At 43.6% G+C, this 20,280-nt stretch carries 16 protein-coding genes and 1 pseudogene; 10 read left to right on the forward strand and 7 right to left on the reverse strand.

The features are described from left to right. Positions 1-136 precede the first annotated feature (136 nt). Together ABWT76_RS08125 and ABWT76_RS08130 are read right to left on the reverse strand one after the other, a co-directional pair. Positions 137-1,270, reverse strand: a complete 1,134-nt coding sequence (locus ABWT76_RS08125; RefSeq protein WP_054464520.1) for a glycosyltransferase — start codon at positions 1,268-1,270, stop codon at positions 137-139. A gap of 314 nt (positions 1,271-1,584) precedes the next feature. After that, on the reverse strand, positions 1,585-2,763 hold the full coding sequence (locus ABWT76_RS08130; protein ID WP_190876914.1) for a UDP-sulfoquinovose synthase: 1,179 nt from the start codon (positions 2,761-2,763) through the stop codon (positions 1,585-1,587). A 455-nt stretch (positions 2,764-3,218) separates the two neighbouring features. Here ABWT76_RS08130 and ABWT76_RS08135 point away from each other — a divergent pair, with 455 nt between their 5' ends. Then, the gene (locus ABWT76_RS08135; protein ID WP_199317214.1) at positions 3,219-4,853 is read left to right on the forward strand and encodes a serine/threonine-protein kinase; all 1,635 of its coding nucleotides are present in this window, start codon (positions 3,219-3,221) and stop codon (positions 4,851-4,853) included. Between the two features lie 265 nt (positions 4,854-5,118). Here ABWT76_RS08135 and ABWT76_RS08140 read toward each other — a convergent pair whose 3' ends face one another. Further along, positions 5,119-5,319: a hypothetical protein gene (locus ABWT76_RS08140; protein WP_354635917.1), complete on the reverse strand. Its 201-nt coding sequence runs from the start codon at positions 5,317-5,319 to the stop codon at positions 5,119-5,121. Next, positions 5,319-6,078 (reverse strand): annotated as a pseudogene (locus ABWT76_RS08145) (IS5 family transposase). Before ABWT76_RS08145 ends, ABWT76_RS08140 begins: the two are co-directional and overlap by 1 nt. 582 nt (positions 6,079-6,660) lie before the next feature. Here ABWT76_RS08145 and ABWT76_RS08150 point away from each other — a divergent pair. The 3 genes from ABWT76_RS08150 (at position 6,661) to ABWT76_RS08160 (ending at position 9,159) form a co-directional block, all read left to right on the forward strand. Continuing rightward, on the forward strand, positions 6,661-6,948 hold the full coding sequence (locus tag ABWT76_RS08150) for a hypothetical protein (RefSeq protein WP_054464524.1): 288 nt from the start codon (positions 6,661-6,663) through the stop codon (positions 6,946-6,948). A 345-nt stretch (positions 6,949-7,293) separates the two neighbouring features. After that, positions 7,294-7,728: a DUF1810 domain-containing protein gene (locus tag ABWT76_RS08155; protein ID WP_054464525.1), complete on the forward strand. Its 435-nt coding sequence runs from the start codon at positions 7,294-7,296 to the stop codon at positions 7,726-7,728. A gap of 522 nt (positions 7,729-8,250) precedes the next feature. Beyond that, complete coding sequence (locus ABWT76_RS08160) at positions 8,251-9,159, forward strand: Rpn family recombination-promoting nuclease/putative transposase (protein WP_054464527.1); 909 nt, start codon at positions 8,251-8,253, stop codon at positions 9,157-9,159. A gap of 310 nt (positions 9,160-9,469) precedes the next feature. On the opposite strand, the gene ABWT76_RS08165 is transcribed toward ABWT76_RS08160, so the two are convergent. Beyond that, complete coding sequence (locus ABWT76_RS08165) at positions 9,470-9,862, reverse strand: hypothetical protein (protein WP_054464528.1); 393 nt, start codon at positions 9,860-9,862, stop codon at positions 9,470-9,472. Positions 9,863-10,483: 621 nt separating this feature from the next. On the opposite strand from ABWT76_RS08165, the gene ABWT76_RS08170 reads away from it, so the two are divergent. The 3 genes from ABWT76_RS08170 to ABWT76_RS08180 all read left to right on the forward strand — a co-directional run bounded on the left by ABWT76_RS08170 (position 10,484) and on the right by ABWT76_RS08180 (position 13,373). After that, a complete protein-coding gene (locus tag ABWT76_RS08170) occupies positions 10,484-11,944 on the forward strand; it encodes a hypothetical protein (protein WP_054464529.1) in 1,461 nt (486 codons plus the stop codon). A gap of 112 nt (positions 11,945-12,056) precedes the next feature. Next, positions 12,057-12,773: a PspA/IM30 family protein gene (locus ABWT76_RS08175; protein WP_054464530.1), complete on the forward strand. Its 717-nt coding sequence runs from the start codon at positions 12,057-12,059 to the stop codon at positions 12,771-12,773. Between the two features lie 9 nt (positions 12,774-12,782). Further along, positions 12,783-13,373, forward strand: a complete 591-nt coding sequence (locus ABWT76_RS08180) for a 5-formyltetrahydrofolate cyclo-ligase (protein WP_354635918.1) — start codon at positions 12,783-12,785, stop codon at positions 13,371-13,373. Between the two features lie 54 nt (positions 13,374-13,427). Here ABWT76_RS08180 and ABWT76_RS08185 read toward each other — a convergent pair whose 3' ends face one another. Beyond that, positions 13,428-15,581: a hypothetical protein gene (locus ABWT76_RS08185; protein WP_054464532.1), complete on the reverse strand. Its 2,154-nt coding sequence runs from the start codon at positions 15,579-15,581 to the stop codon at positions 13,428-13,430. A 258-nt stretch (positions 15,582-15,839) separates the two neighbouring features. On the opposite strand from ABWT76_RS08185, the gene ABWT76_RS08190 reads away from it, so the two are divergent. From ABWT76_RS08190 to ABWT76_RS08200, 3 genes are all read left to right on the forward strand, one after another. Continuing rightward, positions 15,840-16,910 (forward strand): class I SAM-dependent methyltransferase, encoded by a 1,071-nt coding sequence (locus ABWT76_RS08190; protein ID WP_354635919.1) that lies wholly within the window; start codon positions 15,840-15,842, stop codon positions 16,908-16,910. Between the two features lie 10 nt (positions 16,911-16,920). Beyond that, on the forward strand, positions 16,921-18,024 hold the full coding sequence (locus ABWT76_RS08195) for a class I SAM-dependent methyltransferase (RefSeq protein WP_354635920.1): 1,104 nt from the start codon (positions 16,921-16,923) through the stop codon (positions 18,022-18,024). A gap of 115 nt (positions 18,025-18,139) precedes the next feature. Beyond that, positions 18,140-19,264, forward strand: coding sequence for a bifunctional 2-polyprenyl-6-hydroxyphenol methylase/3-demethylubiquinol 3-O-methyltransferase UbiG (locus ABWT76_RS08200; protein ID WP_242049669.1), 1,125 nt, complete (start codon positions 18,140-18,142; stop codon positions 19,262-19,264). Here the strand turns inward: ABWT76_RS08200 and ABWT76_RS08205 are convergent. Beyond that, positions 19,235-20,206 carry an alpha/beta fold hydrolase gene (locus ABWT76_RS08205; protein WP_054464535.1) on the reverse strand — a complete coding sequence of 324 codons (972 nt, stop codon included), beginning with the start codon at positions 20,204-20,206 and terminating at the stop codon, positions 19,235-19,237. The two genes, ABWT76_RS08200 and ABWT76_RS08205, sit on opposite strands and share 30 nt — an antisense overlap. Positions 20,207-20,280 lie beyond the last annotated feature (74 nt).

Below are 20,280 nucleotides of genomic sequence, written 5' to 3' on the forward strand. Positions count from 1 at the left end.
TAGGGTCTAGGCTGTGGGCAGTAGAAACTTGGCAACATTCAGAAACCGGGTTTCTTTTTTGTAAGAAACAGTTAACTCTGGACTTCACAGCAGAAACCCGGTTTCTGGTTTTATTGCCGATCGCTGGATCGGGAAGTTATGCCGCATTCGGCAATGATTCAACAGCCATCACCGATTGATAGTACCGACGGAGTTGGGCAGTTGCCGCTGACCAGCCCCACCGTTCCGCTTCCTGGCGGGCATTTTGACGCAGGGTTTCTCGTTCTTTTTGGTTGGCTAATAACCTTTGGGTGGCCAGAATTGCCCCGTCTTCCGCTTCCGGGTCAAATAAATAGCCGTTCACGCCATCGGTGACAATATCCAAAATGCCCCCTCTGGCGGCAGCTACTACGGGACAACCGGCAGCCATTGCTTCGAGTAGGACTAAGCCCAAGGTTTCGGTACGGGAGGGAAAGATGAAGGCATCCGCAGAGGCAAAGGCGCTGGCAAGTTCTTTACCCCGCAGGTAGCCGACAAAGTTAGTGGGCGTTCCGGCAAAATGTTCTTGCAGTTGTTGGCGGTTTGGGCCATCACCGACTAGGGCTAAACGAGCATCGGGAATGGCCGCTAGGATGGGTTTGATGCGATCGATTTCTTTTTCGGCACCGAGACGACCTACATATAATAGTAGAGGACTTTCTGGGTGGCCTTGGCTGAGGCGATCGCGCATTTCTGGACTGGCTAATTCCGGTTGAAATAGTTCGGTATCTACTCCCCGTTGCCATAAATCGACTCTTTCAATGCCGTGCGATCGCAATTCTTTGACCATTGCCGTGGAAGTACAGAGATTCAGATCCGCTTGATTGTGGGCGCTTTTGAGCAATTCCCACAACAAGGGTTCCAGGATACCCAGGCCATAATGTTGCAAATACTGGGGTAAATGGGTATGGTATGACGCCACCAGGGGAATTTTCATGGTTTTGGCGTAATACAAGCCCCCTAGACCCAAAATTGCCGGATTGACTACATGGATTAAATCCGGCTGGAATTTTTCCAACACTGGACGAATGGAAGGATTCGGGGGCGCCAGTTTTAATTCTGGGTACATGGGTAAGGGAAAACCACTGACTCCATAGACTTGGGAGCCTTTGTAGTCTTGAATGCCATAATCCGGTGAGATGATTAAGACGCGATCGCCAAATCTTTGGAGATGATCGATCGTCTGACAAAGACGGGTGACAATCCCATCAATCTTAGGTAGAAAAGTTTCCGTAAAAAGAGCGATTCGCATGGGGTTGCGTCTTTAATATTGCTGCTGTGAATATTGCTGCTGTGAATATTGCTGCTGTGAATATTGCCTGGGATAATTTATTGCTGATATTCGGCGCTAATCTTGGACTAAAGTTAATTTTTCTCGTTGACTGCGTGGTAATCCTTTTGATTCTTTGAACGAGAAAAATTAACTACATATTTTTTGCGGTTTGTCTGAAGCCATAATATTTATTATGTTATTTATTATGTTGGCTTCAGAAAATAACCGTTTTCTGGCAAGATTAATCAGGGAAAATTGAGCGATTTTCCCTGATTAATTTTCCCTGATTCATGTTAGCGCCGCCAAGAAACTTTGGGCAGAATATGTTTTTGATCCACGCGATCTTTGTACTTAATCGCGAATTTCAGCAGCGAATCAATCAGCGAATCCGAGAGATAGTGAGGCTTTAAGCCCAAATCGAGTAAATTTGTGTTTTTGGCTTTAAAGTAATGTTCCTCTTTTTCTACCCGTGGGTTATCAATGTTATGAACTTCTACATCTAGTCCCAAAGATACCCCTGCTTGTTTCACTTTCATGGCCAAGTCTTTGACACTGAACATTTCCGTGAATTGGTTAAAGACTCTGAATTCACCGGGTGCGGCTGGGTGGCTAAATACACCCCGTTCGGCGGGATTTCCTAATGCTAATTCAATACAACGCACCGTATCCCGAATGTCCAAGAAAGCCCGCGTTTGTCCGCCACTACCGTAGACGGTTAGGGGATGTCCCACTGCCGCTTGGATGCAGAAACGATTTAACGCCGTCCCAAATACGCCATCGTAGTCTAGACGGTTAATTAGCATTTCATCCATGCCAGTTTCATCGGTCAGAACGCCATAAACGACGCCCTGATTTAAGTCGGTAGCCCGCAGACCCCAAACCTTACAAGCAAAGTGAATGTTATGGCTGTCGTGGACTTTACTTAAGTGATAGAAACTACCCGGTTGTTTGGGATAGGGCAGGGTATCTTTGCGGCCATTATGTTCAATGGTGATATAGCCTTCTTCAATATCAATATTAGGCGTGCCATATTCGCCCATTGTCCCCAGTTTGACTAGGTGGCAGTCGGGGAAATGTTCTTTGATGGCATAGAGAATATTCAGATTTCCCACCACATTATTTGTCTGGGTGAGTACCGCGTGTTCTCTATCGATCATGGAGAAGGGAGCCGATCGCTGTTCCCCAAAGTGAACGATCGCCTCTGGTTCAAACTTGATCAGGGATTTGATTAGGAAATCGTAGTTGGTGATGTCCCCAATAAACAGATCGATATGTTTGCCGGTCAGGTCATGCCACCGTTGGATCCGGTGTTGGATGGGGGCGATCGGGGTCAGGGTTTCCGCACCCAGTTGCAAATCCCAGTGCCGACGCACCAAACTATCTAATATGCCTACTTCATAACCTCGGTTGGAAAGGTAGAGGGCGGTTGCCCAACCGCAGTAACCGTCACCACCAATGACTAAAACTTTCATAAATTGATAAATTTTGCTTGCCGATACTCGGTAAATTTATCAGGTTTTGTGCCTCGTTTCACATTTTTAGGGGTGGGACTTCTGCTATGGGTCTGGTCTTGTCTGGGTTTCGCGGTGATTTGACTATGAGTTAGAAATGAGGAAAGGTAGTCTAGGTTACATTCCGGTAATCGTTGTTGGTTGTTGGTTGTTGATTGTTGGTTGTTGGTTGTTGGTTGTTGATTGGTAACGAATGGGCGACTTTGTGTTCTTTGTGTCTTTGTGGTGAAAAAAATAGGCAACGGATAAGGATAAGCAACGAATTAGCGTCAGGATTAGCTATGACAGATGGCTGTTGCAATGTCATATATCGGATTGAATCGCTCTATAATTATGGGGGGCTTGGTGGTTGATCGGCTTCTGATTCCGGCGATCGCGATCCATCGCCCCAAGTTTAAAGAAATATCAACGCCAATATGATGACTCAATGCCTTAATCCTAATTGCCTGAAGCAAAACCGGGCAGAGAATCAGTTTTGTGAAAAGTGTGGCGGGAAATTGCTCCTGCGCGATCGCTATCGTGCTCTATCTATGATTGGAGAAGGCGGCTTTGGTCGCACTTTTAAAGCTTGTGATGAAGACAAGCCATCCAAACCTTTTTGTGTGATTAAGCAGTTTTTACCCCAAGTTCAAGGCACCGCTAACCAAGAAAAAGCCGCTGAATTATTCAATTTTGAGGCAAAAAGATTAGAGACTTTGGGTTCCCATCCTCAAATTCCCGAACTGTTTGCTTATTTTACTCAAGAAGGACGCCAATATTTAGTCCAGGAGTTTATCGACGGGGAAAACATACAAAAGGAACTTGAGCGAAACGTCTTCACAGAAGAGCAAATCAAAGAACTACTGGCTGATTTGTTACCAGTGCTGCAATTTTGTCACGAAAAACAAGTGATTCACCGAGATATCAAGCCAGAAAATATTATTCGTAGAAATAGCGATCGGGCTTTGGTTTTAGTGGACTTTGGGGCGGCTAAATTCGTGACCGATCCATCTTTGTCTGTGGGAACCGCGATCGGTTCACCGGGTTATCAGTCTCCTGAACAGTCTTTAGGAAAAGCTACATTTGCCAGCGATATCTACGGTTTAGGATCCACCTGCATTCACTTGTTAACTGGGGTTAATCCTCGTGACTTGTTTGATGCCTATGAAGACAAATGGCTGTGGCGCGATCGTTTACCTGAAGCCATCAGTGATGAACTGGCTCAAATTCTCGATAAAATGCTGCAACGAAGTCTCGATCAGCGCTATAAATCAGCCGAGGAAGTTTTAGCGGCACTCAATCCCCCAAGGTCTGCAAAACATAATCGGAATGTGGTTCTCGAAAGTGATAAGGGCATTGACTATACTCATCTACGCGACCTCTTGGCAGAGGGAAAATGGCAAGAAGCAGACGAAGAAACCGCTAAAAAGATGCTGGAAGTAATGAATCGAAAGTCTTTACCATTTATCCGACGTAAAGACATTGAGAATTTTCCCGCTAAAGATTTAAGCACTATCGATCATCTGTGGGTAGAATATTCAAACGGTCACTTTGGCTTTTCTGTTCAAGCCCGAATTTATGAAAAACTGGGCGGAACGAAAAAATATAACAAGAAAATCTGGGAAGTTTTTGGCGATTTCGTTGGCTGGCGTAAACAAGGAGTGTGGATGAATAAGAGTAACGAGTATCTTGCCTTGAATAAAAATCAATTCCCTTCTTATAATCTGCTCCACGGGTATCTTCCTACCACTGCACTTTTGTGTTTTCGTGGTATGATGCCTTCTTTTTTGGTTTTGTGTTATGATGTGTTTCTTTATGTGGGGTACTATATATTAGTTTCTATATTATTAGTTTCTATATTAGTTCCATTGGTATTTGTTGGTTTCTTTAGTCTGTATCTGTTGGACGTAGACTTAGAGAGTGAGATATTGGATGGATTTCTTGGAGTGATGATGAGCATCGGAATATTGATCGGAGGATGGGTAATGACATGGAGATATTTTAAAGATAGAGATAGCAAGCCTCCTTTTCACTCTCTTCTTTCGCACAAAGGCTTAAATCCTGTAAAATAACTTATTTAATTTTAGATCATTGCCTATATTTAGTGTCGGAAGTGTAGGGAGAAAGCGATCGCTATTTTATTTTCCGATAAGCAACGGATCGTTGTTGATTGTTGATTGTTGGTTGTTGGTTGGCAACGGATGGGCGCCTTTGTGTCCTTTGTGTCTTTGTGGTGAAAAAAATAGGCAACGGATCAGCGTGAGGATAAGAGGCGATCGCACAGCGTCCCGGAGGGAATCGCTATTTTATTTTCAAATAGAGGAAAGATGAGGTAAGTTAGCTTTTTTTGAGCAATGGTAAAATGAGAATAATCTGTAACCCACCATGATTTAAGGTTTGAATCAAATATGACTGAGTTACTTCAAAAAGCGATCGCCCTTCGGGCATGGCTTCGCTTACCGCCCAAATCGAGAAACTTCCCATAGATGAACAAAATACCATTGCCAGTCGTTGGCTGGCTGAACTAGGGCGTGTCATCAATTAAGCCAAATGACAGAAGCGATGAGATAAATTGCTCCTAAAAAATTACGAGCAGTCTTATCATAACGAGTTGCAATCGCTCTATATTGCTTCAGACGGGCAAAAAAGTTCTCAATTAAATGACGGGCTTTATAAAGCTCTTTGTCATATGGGTAAGAGACTGTGCGATTCCCTTTTGAGGGAATCACCGCCTCACATTTTTTGGCGGAAGATATCGCTTTCGAACTCGCTCATCTGCATCATATGCTTTGTCTGCTAAAACTGCCTCCGCTTCTATCTCTGGTAACAAGACATCCGCTCCCTCTAAGTCATGGGCTTGCCCCGCAGTTAAATGAAATCCGGTCGGATTCCCCAGTGCATCACAAGTGGCATGAATCTTAGTGCTCAACCCCCCTTTGCTACGTCCAATGGCTTGGTCTTCTCCCCCTTTTTTTCCGCCCCGGCACTGTGTTGATGGGCTCGCACAATCGTACTATCAATCATGGCATATTCATCATCCGCATCTTCTGCCAGTAACTCGAAGATATTCTCCCACACCCCAGAACGACACCAACGACTAAATCGAGTGTGAATCACCCTAAAATCACCAAATCTGTCGGGTAAATCACGCCAAGGAATACCGGCACGATAGCGATAGAGAACTGCTTCAACAAAGAGACGATTATCTTTGGCCGTAACTCCGACATGTCCTTTTCTGCCCGGAAGCAGAGGCTCAATTTTTTCCCATTGGTCGTCTCTGAGAGCGTAACGGCGCATAATTCACCTGATGATCTAAAAAGTTTTCTGCTTCTACCTCTGCATTTCTCCTGCTTTTTGTCAAGTCTTCCAATTGATGACACGCCCTAGAAGACGAGGAAGCATGGAAATCTCGATTTCAAGCTACCACAGATGAGCAATGGGATCGAATCGCGGAAATGGTACATCAAGAAATTGCCGCTGGTGACATTGATTCAATTGATGATGTTTTTCCTCCAAAACCATGAATTCAAGTATGACGAAAACTTTTCGGAAGAAATTAATTCAGCTTCCCGAAGAGGTACAAGAACAGGCAAATAAAGCTTTTATAACCCCATTTTTTTTGACTGATAATTTTTGTTGAGGCGAGCGCTATTTTATTTTCAAATAGGCAGCGGATGGGCGATCGCTATTTTATTTTCCGATAATTTTTCTCTTTGTGTTTCTTTGTGTCTTTGTGGTGAAAAAAATAGGCAACGTCCCGGAGGGAATCGCTATTTTATTTTCAAATAGGCAACGGATGGGCGATCTATGACCTTATGAAAATGAGTGATATAATCCGCTTGATAACTCCTCATCAGACCTAACAGCAAAATTATAAATATGAAAGCAATTACGACTACTGGAAAAATTGATCCATCCGGTCAATTATCTTTAGACCAACCAATTGAAGGGACTGCACAGAGGTCAGTTCGAGTAATTATTCTGTTTGAAGAAACCGATTTGCCAGTAAGAAAAAATCTGATGTCAGCCGAAGAATTGCAGCAAGAATTAAAACAGGCTTTTACCGAAGCAGGCTATGATTCAAAGGAAAAAATTATTAATCTAGTCCAGGATATTAAACGAGAAATATCTCAAGAGCGTGAATCAAAAAACCACCAAGGTAGATAATGGCCATTCCTCAAACCGGAGAATTTGAATCTTTAACCCCATCGGAATTTGTGAAGAAGTATATCAACTGAGTTTGAGAGGCGATCGCGCAGCGTCCCGGAGAAAATCGCTATTTTATTTTCTGATAAGTTTTATCTTTGTGTCCTTTGTGTCTTTGTGGTGAAAAAAATAGGCAACGGATCAGAGGGAATCGCTATTTTATTTTGAAATAGGCAAGAGATAGGCGATCGCTATGGCAATTCTACCCCACCACCAATCTTCTCCTTTAGCAAGTCTGACGGGGTGACAGTATAATCAATCAGTGCGGCGTTATTCCCTGCCGTCTAACTCACTGCAAGACCTAACATGAACAGCGATCCGTACAATCTAAAACGTTTCCTGGACGCACAAGCTACAACCTACGATCGCGCCTTAGCCGAACTCAAAGCCGGTCAGAAGCGATCGCACTGGATATGGTACATCTTCCCCCAATATCGAGGCTTGGGTTTTAGCGCTATGTCACAAAAATATGCCATCCAAAGTCTAGACGAAACTAAAGCCTATTTAGCCCATCCGATATTAGGCGATCGCTTACTTGAATGTACCACAACAGTTTTAGGCATTACCGGGCGATCGGCAGATAAAATTTTTGGCTCCCCCGATGACCTTAAATTGCGTTCCTGTGCCACTTTATTTGCCGTAGTATCACCTGCGGATTCTCTGTTTGTGCAATTGTTAGATCGATTTTACCACGGGCAAAGAGATACCAAGACCTTGCAGTTGTTGGGGTTGGAAGAGTGAAGAATCGGGGCGATCGCCTTTGTGTTCTTTGTGTCTTTGTGGTGAAAAAATAGCGAAAAATGCCCAGGAGAACCCCCGCCAGAGGGTTCTCCGGTTGTGAAGCGATAAAGGGATTTGCCTGACCCGGAGAGGAACTCGATGGCTCCTAAAATTTCTTAACTTTCTTGATGTTTTTGTTGGTGTTAAGAAGGGCAACTCCGGGCCGGGCGCCCCTGGCGATCGCTTGGGCTTGTATTACATTTGCCCCAATTCGCCTTCATCTCTTTATAACTATTATTATTGTCTATTTTTTTATATTTGTCAATAGGTATTTAAAGTTTTTTTTGATGGTTATTTTTCGATTAAATTGGACTAATTTTAGATTTTTTGCCCCCGTTTATTGTAAAAAAATCGCTACTTTATTCTGAGATAAGTTGTTTTTCTGTGTTTCTCTGTGCCTCTGTGGTGAAAAAAGCCAAAGCTTTATGCTAAAATTAAGCTAAAATAAGAATAGCCACGCACAGGCAAAATCGGGAGGAAATTATGAGATTTATTAATCCCAAGGTCGATTACGCCTTTAAAAAAATCTTTGGTTCAGAACAAAGCAAGGAAATTTTAATCAGCTTTCTCAATGCGATCGTCTATGATGGGGAGAAAGTAATTCAATCTTTGACTATTGTTAACCCCTATAACCCCGGTCAGGTACTTACCTTAAAAGATACGTTTTTGGATATCAAGGCGGTTTTAGCTGACGGGTCAATTGTAGTAATTGAAATGCAAGTGGCTGCGATGACTGCTTTTAACAAACGGGTGGCTTATAACCTAGCTAAAGCCTACAGCAATCAGTTAGTCACCGGGGAAGATTATCCTCTGCTCAATCCTGCGATCGCGGTGACAATTACCGACTTTATTCTTTTTAAAGAAACCACCGATACGATCAACAAGTTTGTTTTTCAGGAAGTGACCAAAAAATTCAAGCTGCTGGACGATCAATTGCAGTTAGTCTTTGTGGAGTTGCCGAAATTCCATCAAACGCTTGAGGAGTTACAGACTTTGAGCGATAAGTGGCTTTATTTTTTGAAAAAAGCCGCCAGTTTAGATGAGATACCGGAAAGTTTGGGGGCAGTGTCAGAGATAAATTTTGCTCTAAATTTGGCTAACCAAGCGAATATGACCGTAGACGAGTTGGCAGCGGTCGATCGCCGAGGGATCATGTTACAAGATGAACGGGGACGACTTGCTTATGCGGCAGAACAAGGGGAACAACAAGGACGAATCAAACAAGCGATCGCCCTATTAATGCGGTTACTGCAAAAGCGGTTTGGAGAAATTCCCGCTACCGTCAGTAACAAAATTGAAAACTTACCTTTGGGGAATTTGGAAAATCTAACTGAGGAAATTTTAGAGTTTGAAAGTTTATCGGACTTAGAAGTTTGGTTAGAACAGCAGTAGGCAGCGAACAATGGACAATTGTTCATTGTTCGCTGTTCATATTGTTCATTGACGAGGAGGTACTTCTCTAGTCTCTGATAATTTCTGATAAGTTATTCCTCTGTGTCCTTCGTGTCTTTGTGGTAAATATTTTTGGGTTGAATATTAACTAGAACCAATTGGAACCACAGAGGCACAGAGTACACAAAGTTAATAAGACTGATTTTGGCTTTAATTTTAGCTGTAAAATTAATTATCTTCTGTTTTTTAAGGCAGCGTTAAAAACCAAGAATCTAGTAACAATAATCTAGTAAATAATAACGAGATATTTTTAACCAGATAATTTTTTGATTTTTATTTCATAAACTCGGTTTTTTGCTGGTGAACTTGTTTCACAAATTTTATCTAATAACTCTAGAAAGTCTATGGGAGGATGAAAATCTTTGCTGGCGTTAAAATTTTTTAGAGAAACCAATTGTTGATCGTGTCGCCAGATCGTATAAGCATTAGCTTCTTCGACCAGTAAAAAAATGACCTGTTGTTGCTCTTCATCAAACAGTTCTCTGGCTCGATTTACGGCGGATTTATATTCAGTGATGGGATAGGATTCAATTTTACAAAAAAGTCGGTTATTATAGGCCAATCCAGAAAGTTTACCAAATTTGCCTCGGCCAGGGCGAACGACTTGACAATATATTACTTCCTGTTCGTTAAGAATTAGCATAGACAATCTCCAGTCTAATTATCATAATTACTTAGTCATGCTCCTGGATGCTTGGCGATAAGCTTATTAAGCGGATCGCAAACACGCTTTGAAAATAGCAGCTTTTTACGTCGTGTAGCTTTAAGAGGTATCACGCCAATTTAGTCGCCCAGAAGCCGGAAGCCGGTAGCACAGCGATCGCCTCGGAGAGTTATTGAGTAGCTGCTGCATTTTCATTATGTAACCTGGTGCAAATAATTGCTGTGATGGTATCTAGGGCTAAATAGTGATCTGCATCACATCCTCTGGGGGCAATGGTTGGCGATCGCCTCCGAGGATATAGTCCTGGTCAAGGGCGATCAACAAGATCGACCCACCCAGACCCCCACTCAAACCATAGACGATCCCAAGAGTTCAAGGTCGATCGGGTGAAAACAGCATCGGAAAATCTAAAATGATATAGTCCTCAAATAGCGGATGCACGATCAAAGCAACAACTCACCCATAAAAACTGGCGATAATAAACCAGCCAACTTGCCCTAAAAGCACATTATTCAAATTTTGCTCCCTTAAGCGTTCTCCCTAGGTAAGATCGCACAATAAAATTATACAAAGATCGCGCAAATTTAAGGAATCTGTCTGATGAATCAACAAACCTCCGTGGACAACCTGAAAAAACTTAACCGTCAAGCGGATCAATTAAATCCTCAGTTGCAAGCGGTTTTGGGTAGCTTAGATGTGCAGCTTGATGATGAATTGGCTCGATACCGCCGAAAAAAACGGATCGAGGCAGAGGCGCCTCAGCCTTCTGGTTATCGTCATCGGTCAACAGCGCCAAACAATCTGGAATTGTTTACGATACCAGGGTTGAGAGAAACCTCCACCACACCAGCGGTGGCACAAAGTCCGTCAGAGGCGATCGCCTCGGAGTTCAGAGAACCGAATCAGTCAAATCCTTTTTCCTCTGGGTTATCTCCGTTTTCCCCGGAAGCGGTTTTGCCTGAGAAATTAGAAGCCTCGCTTTCTGCCAACCGACCCAACATTGGCGATCGCGATCCTTTATCATCGAATGCTAATTTAGCGGACAGTGATTCCCAGGATTCCCAGAATCCGATATCACAATCTAATGATTCTAATGATTATTTAGAATCATCGGAACAGCTACTCGGTAGTTTGGAAGATTCTACGCCCAACAACTTGCCAACCCACTTGCCAACCCAATTGAGAAACCGAAGACTGCGCCGCCGTTCTCTGAAAAGTTTACTCAGTCCTTTAAGTGTTGGTGTCACCTTGCTATTTGTCCTGACTTTAGGAACTGTAGCATCGGTCATTAGTGGCAGATTTGGCGATCGCAAGCCTGTGGTCACGGCGGAAAATTCTGCATCATCGGCATCATCTCCAACTCAAACTCCATTACCGGAAGTACCGCGATCGCCCAATTTAGCGGATAAAGAATTTGTGTCTTTAGACTTAGACACATTAGGTACTCTTAGCCGTAATTCTGAAACAAATCCGCCAACGATTCCAGAGCAATCATTGCCAACAGTGCCGATTTCTCCATCGCCGAATCCCAATCCAAACACCACCACCACCCCTGCGGTTCCCGATCAAAATTATCCCAGTTTGGAAAATCTAAATACCGCCATCTTGCCTCAATCAGTGCAAGATAATTTGCCCAACGCCAGGGCGACTAATTCTAATAACGCCAATTCTAATAACGCCAATTCTAATAACGCCAATTCTAATAACGCCAATTCTAATAACGCCAATGTAGCCAATAATTCTCCTGAAGCCAAAACAGGGGCAAGTTCTCCAACCGCCGCCGCAACAAGCCAAAATCCAGCTACCAAAACCCCAGAAAAATTACCGGAACCAAGCGTGGGTACTCAATCATTTCCCTTATTCTTTTATGTGGTGATTGATTATCAAAATGAAGACAGTTTATATCTGGCACGGCAAGTAATTCCCGATGCATATCTGCGAGAATTTCCTAACGGGGTAAAAGTGCAAATGGCCGCATTTGAAGATACAGCTTCCGCTCAAAACATGGTGCAGTATCTCAAGGAACAAGGATTTGCTGCTCAAGTTTATCAACAACCGTAGGGAATTGTGTGCGGTTATTGGTTATTAGTTATTGGTTACTCGTTAAGCTGTCAAATAACCAATAACTAACAACCAACAACAAAGAACAAATAAAATAACAGGAGTTAGAAAAATGGGATTATTTGAGCGAATCATGCGAGTAATTCGCAGCCAAATTAATAGTTTAGTTAGTAAGGCAGAAGACCCAGAAAAAATTCTGGAACAAGCGGTGATGGATATGCAGACGGACTTGATCCAAGTTCGCCAAGCAGTTGCCCAGGCGATCGCCACCCAAAAACGTACTGAACGACAATATGAGCAAGCGAAATCTACTGCCGATGAATGGTACAAACGGGCACAATTAGCGTTGCAAAAAGGGGATGAACACTTAGCTAAAGAAGCGTTAACCAGACGGCAATCTTATCAGCAAACTGCCAATTCCCTAAAGGGTCAAATTGACAGTCAACAAGAGATTGTGGCTCAATTAAAAAATAATATGCGCGGGTTGGAAAGTAAAATCGCAGAAGCGAAGACGAAAAAAGACTTATATATTGCCCGTGCTCGTTCGGCACAAGCGTCGGAAAAACTATCAGAAATGCTAGGTAGTTTAAACACTAGCAGCGCTATGTCAGCCTTTGAACGGATGGAAGAAAAGGTGATGCAATTAGAAGCGCGTTCAGAGGCGATCGCCTCCCTGGGATCTGATGATTTAGAAAAGCAATTTTCTGCCCTAGAATCTAATAATATCGATAATGAATTAGCGGCGATGAAACAACAAATGTTGGAAAGTAAACAGCCTAAAGGAACGTTGCCCGGTAGCAATAATTCCGGGGCTAACTCCGGGCAATAAAGGGGAAAAATGGATAAAAAGGCATTACGCAAGTTATGCTTACAACAGCGCAAATCCCTGTCTGAGGCAGAATGGAAACTGAAGAGCGATCGCCTCTGTCATCATCTCAAAGCTGCCTCAATGTTTCAGCAAGCCCAAACCATTTTAGCCTACTTTAGTTTTCGCCAAGAACCTGACCTCAGCCCTCTATTTAACTCAGAGGATAATTCAAATAAACAATGGGGATTTCCTCGCTGTGTTGATCAATCCTTAGTTTGGCATTCTTGGCAACCGGGAGAACCTTTAGAAAAAGGGGCATTCGGCATCCCAGAACCATTAGCTAATGCCCCAATTTTATCACCGGAAATGGTTGATTTAATCCTCGTTCCCGCCGTAGCTTGCGACTTGCGAGGATACCGCTTAGGATATGGTGGTGGCTTTTACGATCGCCTATTCAATGACCCAAAATGGAGTCACAAACCCACCATTGGCATTGTCTTTGAATTTGCCCGACTACCGGAATTACCCATCGATCCTTGGGACAAACCTTTGGATGCAATTTGTACGGATTATTGTTTAACCAACCGGGTTGGAGGCACAGAAACCGGGTTTCTCGAATAACAAGAGAAACCCGGTTTCTTGTTTTTTTGTAGGATCAAAAACCCCGTTTCTCGTTCAATTGGTATTTTTAGTTTTCTTACCCGAAGGAGTTGGTTGACTTAAGGAAGTTTGCTGCTCTTTTGTAAGCTGAGTATATTGACGACGAACTGCCGTCCCTACTGTGAGAACCTTCGCCACTAATTGACTGCCTGTGGTAATGCCAATTGTATTCATCTTAGCTTCACTAGCCTGTTTTTCATCAACGTTTCCCTGTCCTTTAATTTCATTGGCAATACTATAACCCACTTCATACAAATCATTGACTCCTGAAATCGTACTAAATCCCATATTTTTAGCGGCATCTGCCATCCGCCAAATATACTTCGCCGATTTAAAAGCCGCTTCGCCAAGAGTATCATTATGACGGCTAATTTCTTTTAGGGCATCTCCCATATTTTCCGTAACGGCTTGCATCGATTCTGCTTTGCTTTGTTCAATGGCATTTCCCCCTTGAAGTCCAACCACTGCATGATAAACTGCGGCATCAGTTACATAAGCTTCATTGGAAAAAAGTGCCGATTCAGAAACGAGTTTTCGCAGGGCTTTTAATTTGACTTCTATATAACCATTGAGCATTTCCAGCCCCGTCACGCCACCGAAAGCTGTTCCACCATTATCCCCCTGTTCAACCATATTATTATAACGAGCGATCGCATCTTTTAGCTCCTTGCGTAACTGGGATACTTCTTGCAATTTTCTCTCATAAACTCGGTTGCTCGATCCCATCAGTAAATTTTCCGCTAATACTTCACCACTAGACGATTTTCCTCCCAATTGCTGATGGATTAATTTCTCGGCTGTACTGTTCAAACCAGTAATCCCACTCGCCATATCATCTTCACTCTGTTCAGCCGCATCTACGGAGATATTCGCTTGTTTAGACATTTCCTCAGAAATCTCTTTAACATAGTTCTGATATTTAGCTTCTATGCTTTCTTTTTTCTTCTTGGAAAGACCGGCGGCTTCCGCATACTCTTCCCACTGCACAGGATTAGAGATATATAATCTAACTTTAACCAAAGACCATTCATCCTGTTGCTCCTTATCTTGTTGAGATAAGATTGATTCTTTAAAACCGCCTTGAATTTGATTTTGTCGTTTTCCTTCTTTCTGGGTCAGTTGATGACCGTCCACCTCAACTCCCCCAAATGTATGCATAAAGTCTAAAGCATAAACATTCACATCATAAACAACTCCTGATTCATAATCCCAACCGTCTTTTTTAAACTCTTCATTAAAAATTTTGACAGCGAGTTCCGTTTCTGTTCCTTTCAAATTCACGTCAATATCAGAAGTTAAAGTTTCGCTTCCGGCTGCTGACCAGTTTTTTAATCCATTTTCATCTGTGGTGAGTTGGTTAACTCTCGTTTTTGCCCTTTCCAGAATGTTTCTATGATGCCATTTACGAAATTCCCAGATTTTACGCATGAGCGCTTTAGCTTTTTCATCTCCCTCTGCTAATTCATGTTTGGCAGTATGCCAACTTTGTCCCAAAGGATATTTTAAAATATTACGAATTGTCTCAGATTGGGGATTCAATGAAGCAATGGCACCGAGAGTCGTTGATTGCAAAAAATCCTTCAATTCCTGAAGACTCAGCTTTCCATTATTTAATAAAATTTCCGGTGACTGTTGATTCTCAGGAATATTTTGTTCCTCTGTAGGCTGACTGGCAACCGACTGACTGGCAACTGGTTGATTGGCAACCGACTGATTCGCTGGGGGCTGATTCGCTGGGGGCTGATTCGCTGGGGGCTGATTCGCAGTGGAATGCCCGATCGCTTCTTCAATATTATTTAGTTTCCCTGCTTGTTCGACAGGCAAAAGTGGCAAGCCTCTGGCTTTACGAATTCGGTTAGCGTGTTTAACCTGCTCTGGAGTCAGCTTGCATTGAATATTGGGAGCGTCACCTTTCATTTGGATCGTTGGCAAACCTGGTGACTCAGGCGGTGTAGCGGGCGCTGAAATAGAAATATTCCCTAAACGATGGCCAAAACCTTGCCCAAAACCTTCGCGGGGTTCTGGTTCCATTTGCAACTCTGGCACTTCTAAGTCTGGATTCATAGTTTCCGCTGACTGAACCCAGGAACTTGACTGCAACTGGGTTTGTATTTGGGGGACAAATACCGGATCCGTGTTCTTTTTCTTGCTGCGAGAGTGACTTGGCATATTTTTCTCGGTTTTACACTAAGTTGGATTTCGTTTTGTGAAGGTTGATTAACCCCAGGGAAATCAGAAAAATTAGATGGAATCAATGATAGAAGATTTGGGCAGCAGGGGTGGATTAGACTAAAGTCTAATTGTGAACCGAAAAAAATCATCCCAGAATCCATATTATATTAGATTCAAAAAATTAATCGCACTTGCACCATTAAACAAATAACCACAGAAACACTGCAATAATTCAAGTACAAATAGACAGATCCTATGACATCTTCACAACCCCTAAACCCCACCAAAGAGCGACCTGTAATTACCGATCCAGATGTGCTGAATTCTCTACTAATGGATGCCTTTAATCGCTCCGTTGCTGCTGGGGGAGAAATGTTAATGCCTTGCGTTCCCGTACTGCATTCTTCCCAGATGAAGCGAATTCTAGGAATTTTTGATGCCCTGGGTAGCGAATTTAATGAAGAACAACTGCAACGGTTGAGTCAAATTGTAGCGCGAAAACTCCACGAAGGTTTTCAAATTTCCCCTCATGCCAGACTACTGCTGCACTACAAACCCGCCGAAGGCAAACAAGAAGGATTAACTTTTGATATTTCCGTGAAAGTTGCCTCTTTTGAGGATGAATATAAAGATTGGGTCGAAAGCCAAAATCCGCCTTTATTCGGTCAATATGCCGATGCCAAGGTGATGGCATTAGCCGCAGAATTGGGCAACCCCGCAGAAGCACCAATATTAGATGTGGGGGCAGCCAATGGGCGCAATACTTTTGCTTTAGCGGCCCAGGGTTTTCCTGTGGATGCGGTGGAGTTAGCCCCAGAATTTCTCCGCCACTTAGAAATCAACGCCCAAGGAAAAGCGGTGACGGTGACTCCAGGGGATATTTGCGATCCGTTAGTCAGAATGGAACCAAATTATTATCGATTGGCGATCGCCCCGGAAATTGTGGCTGCCCATTGTTATGACAGCGATCGCCTGCGACTATTCCTAGTAAAAATGTGCGATAGCCTGCAAACGAACGGCTTATTACTTTTTAGCCTATTCCTCGCTGCTGACGACTATCAACCGGATCCGGGCATTCGCCAAATCGCCCAACTCCAGTGGTGTCCCATCTTCACCAGGCAAGAACTCTCCGAAGCAATGGCAGACCTGCCCCTAGAGTTAATCACCGATGAATCCGTCCTAGAGTACGAACAACACCATCGACCAGAGGAAATTTGGCCCCCGTGCGATCGCTTCACCAACTGGGCTGCCGGGTGGGAACTCTTTGCCCAAACCGATGAAAAACCCTTCATAGAATTACGTTGGCTTGTTTGTCGTCGAATTTAATACTGGTTATATGATTGCTCAAACCATTTCCACCCCCAAACTAACGATTGTCAACGGCCAAGGAGCGAAAAAATCAAACCGCACCGTATCCGCCGTAATTCGGGAGCAAATTGTCACCGAACTGACCAATAAATTTTTGCTGCGCGGTGAGTTAATCATGCCTTGCATTCCCAGCATGAAGCATTACTATTTCCAAAGAGTTAATGCCCTATTTAACGCTTTTGGCATTAAACCCACTTCCGAAAAAATTAAAGAATTCTATCAACAAATTCTCGCCAAAATTAACCAAGGATTTCAAGAATCTCCCCACTCTCGGATTAGAATTAAATACGAAAGCATATTAGAACCAGAGCGAGGAATAACTTTTAATATTGGGTTAATGAACTACTCAGTAGTTGCTCAATACCAGGATTGGTTAAAAAACCGCAAACCGCCTTTTTTTGGCACTCATCCCGATGCCAAATTAATGGCGATCGCTGCTGCCATGAATCAACCACCCCAACAAATCAAAGTATTAGATATTGGGGCAGGAACCGGCAGAAATACAATCCCTTTAGCCAACCTAGGCTATCCTGTCGATGCCGTAGAATTAACCCCAGAATTTGCAGAACAAATTCAACAAACGGCGGAAAAATCCAACTTACCTGTACGAGTCATTAAAGGAAATGTCCTGGACTCTCGACAAGTAAAACTCCGACCGGCCAATTATCAAATAATCTTAATTTCTGAAGTAATTTGTCACTTAAGAACTGCCAATGACCTCAGACAAATAATAGCAAAAATGTCTGACTTACTAGCCCCCGGAGGCTTATTACTCTTTAACTCTTTTTTGCCCATCGGTGACTATGAACCGAAGCAATTCGACCGAGAAATTGCTCAATCAGAAATCTCTACTATTTTTACTTATGCCGAACTCGCTTGGGCAATGGACAAACTGCCATTAAAAATGATTTCTGATGAATCGGCTTTTGACTACGAACATCAACATTTACCCATCGAAGCATGGCCTCCTACGGGCTGGTATTGTGACTGGGCAACGGGGCGGGATGCTTTTTGGAAAGCCTTAAATCGACCTCCCATAGAACTTCGCTGGATTCTTTGTCAGCGAACTTAGAAACCCGATTTGTCTGCAAGAAACCCGGTTTCTTGAAGAAACCGGGTTTATGAAACCACGAAACCCGGTTTCTGAAACAACTTTTCAACCAATAACAAATCAAGGTAATTAACGAATGTTTGACGCGAACTTATCAGAAATTTCCTCAGAAAATTCCTCAGAAATTCCCTCAGAAATTCCCGCCCCAGAATTGCCGCAACCGAGACAAAAACCCATGCTCAAAGAAGCGGTTTGGCGAGAATTGCAAGAACGATTTGTCGCCCGTGGACAAGTGACGATGCCCTGTGTCCCAGGAATGCTGCATAATTGCCTCGATCGCATTGCCGGAATCTTTCAATCCATTGGCGCTAAAGTTGACTCTGAAGCGGTTAGCGAAATTCCTCGCAACTTAGCCCTGAAATTACAAGAAGGATTTGATGCCTCGGTTCACTCTACTTTGTTCTTTCAGTATGAACCTGTAGAACCACCAGGAGATGGTTTACGCTTTGACATCAAAATTCAAGTCGGGACAATTGCCCAACAGTATCAAAAATGGTTGGACAATCGAGAACCGCCTTTGTTTGGCACTCATCCCGATGCCAAACTGATGGCTGTAGCGGCTGCTTTAGGGGAACCTAGTCAGGTGCCAGTGTTGGATGTGGGGGCAGGAACCGGACGCAATACTATTCCTTTAGCCCAAGCAGGTTATCCCGTAGATGCGGTGGAGTTAACCCCGGAATTTGTCCAGCAAATGAAATCCCAAGCCCAGGAGTTAGGATTGCCGGTGCGGGTTTTTCTGGGAGATATTCTCGCTCCCAGAGAAGTCAAACTGCGACCCGCGCATTATCGTTTAGTGGTTTTAGCGGAAGTGGTCGCTTCCCATTTTAAAAACGTGGAACAATTGCGGCTTTTGTTAGCAAGAATGGCCGATTGTCTCCAGTCCGGGGGTTTGTTACTTTTTAGTATGTTTTTAACAGTGGACGATTATGAGCCGAATGAGGTAGCCCGTCAGTTGTCCCAAGTGAATTGGTCTTGTTTATTTACTCGTCAGGATTTGGCAGAAGCGATCACGCAATTACCTCTAGAAATCCTTGCCGATGAATCAGTTGTAGAGTACGAAAAAAAACACCAGCCAATCGAAGCATGGCCCCCGACTGGCTGGTTCATTAAATGGTGTGAGGGAGAAAATCTCTTTCCGCTCAAAGATCGGGATTTTAAATCTCCTCTGGAATTACGCTGGATTCTCTGCCGCAGAAAATAGTTTCAGAAACTTGCGAATCAACCCAATGGTTAACCCCGGTAATTCTAATTGTGGGGTTAAACCTACGTCGTCCAACTGTTGAAATACCTTAACCGCAGTGGGGTTAAGTTTGGCTAACCGTTGGCCGATTTCTGGACTGGTAAATTGAGACTGGCGACCCCAAATAATTGCCGTGGGTATAGTCAGATCCCCCATATAAAGGGATAAGTCAAAACACAGATCCCCTCGGACAAATGAAAGGGCGGCATATTCGCCGTTGGGTTGTTTAGCCGACTCTAAATAGGCGGCGATGATTTCTTCATAAATGCGGCTGGGATTGGCAAATTGGCGAATTTCCAAGAAGCGACGAATCCCCGATGGGTTGGTAATGCCCACATTGTAGAAGAAGCGATCGAGAATGGGAGTTTTGACGATTTGGGCAAAAAAGTTATTTCGATAGTCTTCGCCAAAGTCAGACAGTCCCGAAGGAGTGGTGAGAATTAGCGATTTAAATAATTCTGGACGAGCGATCGCTGCCCGAATAGTTATAGCAGCGGTCAGCGACGAAGCAATCACCGTTGTGGGGCGATCGCCAGTTTTTTCCAGAAACTCAATAATCGTCTGAATATAATCGTCAACCTGATAATTCCTTTCGGGATGGTCGGAACGCCCCCAACCAATCAGATCCGGAGCCAAAATCCGATAATCTGCCGCAAAAGCGGGGTAAACTTTAGACCACTCATAAGCCGATGACCCGCCACCAAACCCGTGCAAAAAAACCAAAGTTGGCAACGTTCCCAGGCTGGAGCCTGGGAAAGATGCTGAAGTGGCTGAATCGTTTGAGGACGGTTCACCCTCATTCTCCGTCGATCTACGCCACAGTTCCTCAGCCTCAGTGTAATAAACCATAGTGCCGAGGGATGTCACCACACTATGTTGCTCAAAGCCGATGGGTATAAACATTCAGCAACCTCATTGAAAGAATCCCTACCCAATATCCATAATAGTAGGGGCTTTTCCGTAGGCGGTGGTTGCCC

This window comes from Planktothricoides raciborskii GIHE-MW2 (assembly GCF_040564635.1).
Taxonomy (GTDB): domain Bacteria; phylum Cyanobacteriota; class Cyanobacteriia; order Cyanobacteriales; family Laspinemataceae; genus Planktothricoides; species Planktothricoides raciborskii.

What these genes read in the sequence shown, in the direction of transcription:
- ABWT76_RS08125 (WP_054464520.1), bottom strand. Translation starts at nt 1,270, where the DNA reads ATGCGAATCGCTCTTTTTACGGAAACTTTTCTACCTAAGATTGATGGG.
- ABWT76_RS08130 (WP_190876914.1), bottom strand. Translation starts at nt 2,763, where the DNA reads ATGAAAGTTTTAGTCATTGGTGGTGACGGTTACTGCGGTTGGGCAACC.
- ABWT76_RS08135 (WP_199317214.1), top strand. Translation starts at nt 3,219, where the DNA reads ATGATGACTCAATGCCTTAATCCTAATTGCCTGAAGCAAAACCGGGCA.
- ABWT76_RS08140 (WP_354635917.1), bottom strand. Translation starts at nt 5,319, where the DNA reads ATGACACGCCCTAGTTCAGCCAGCCAACGACTGGCAATGGTATTTTGT.
- ABWT76_RS08150 (WP_054464524.1), top strand. Translation starts at nt 6,661, where the DNA reads ATGAAAGCAATTACGACTACTGGAAAAATTGATCCATCCGGTCAATTA.
- ABWT76_RS08155 (WP_054464525.1), top strand. Translation starts at nt 7,294, where the DNA reads ATGAACAGCGATCCGTACAATCTAAAACGTTTCCTGGACGCACAAGCT.
- ABWT76_RS08160 (WP_054464527.1), top strand. Translation starts at nt 8,251, where the DNA reads ATGAGATTTATTAATCCCAAGGTCGATTACGCCTTTAAAAAAATCTTT.
- ABWT76_RS08165 (WP_054464528.1), bottom strand. Translation starts at nt 9,862, where the DNA reads ATGCTAATTCTTAACGAACAGGAAGTAATATATTGTCAAGTCGTTCGC.
- ABWT76_RS08170 (WP_054464529.1), top strand. Translation starts at nt 10,484, where the DNA reads ATGAATCAACAAACCTCCGTGGACAACCTGAAAAAACTTAACCGTCAA.
- ABWT76_RS08175 (WP_054464530.1), top strand. Translation starts at nt 12,057, where the DNA reads ATGGGATTATTTGAGCGAATCATGCGAGTAATTCGCAGCCAAATTAAT.
- ABWT76_RS08180 (WP_354635918.1), top strand. Translation starts at nt 12,783, where the DNA reads ATGGATAAAAAGGCATTACGCAAGTTATGCTTACAACAGCGCAAATCC.
- ABWT76_RS08185 (WP_054464532.1), bottom strand. Translation starts at nt 15,581, where the DNA reads ATGCCAAGTCACTCTCGCAGCAAGAAAAAGAACACGGATCCGGTATTT.
- ABWT76_RS08190 (WP_354635919.1), top strand. Translation starts at nt 15,840, where the DNA reads ATGACATCTTCACAACCCCTAAACCCCACCAAAGAGCGACCTGTAATT.
- ABWT76_RS08195 (WP_354635920.1), top strand. Translation starts at nt 16,921, where the DNA reads ATGATTGCTCAAACCATTTCCACCCCCAAACTAACGATTGTCAACGGC.
- ABWT76_RS08200 (WP_242049669.1), top strand. Translation starts at nt 18,140, where the DNA reads ATGTTTGACGCGAACTTATCAGAAATTTCCTCAGAAAATTCCTCAGAA.
- ABWT76_RS08205 (WP_054464535.1), bottom strand. Translation starts at nt 20,206, where the DNA reads ATGTTTATACCCATCGGCTTTGAGCAACATAGTGTGGTGACATCCCTC.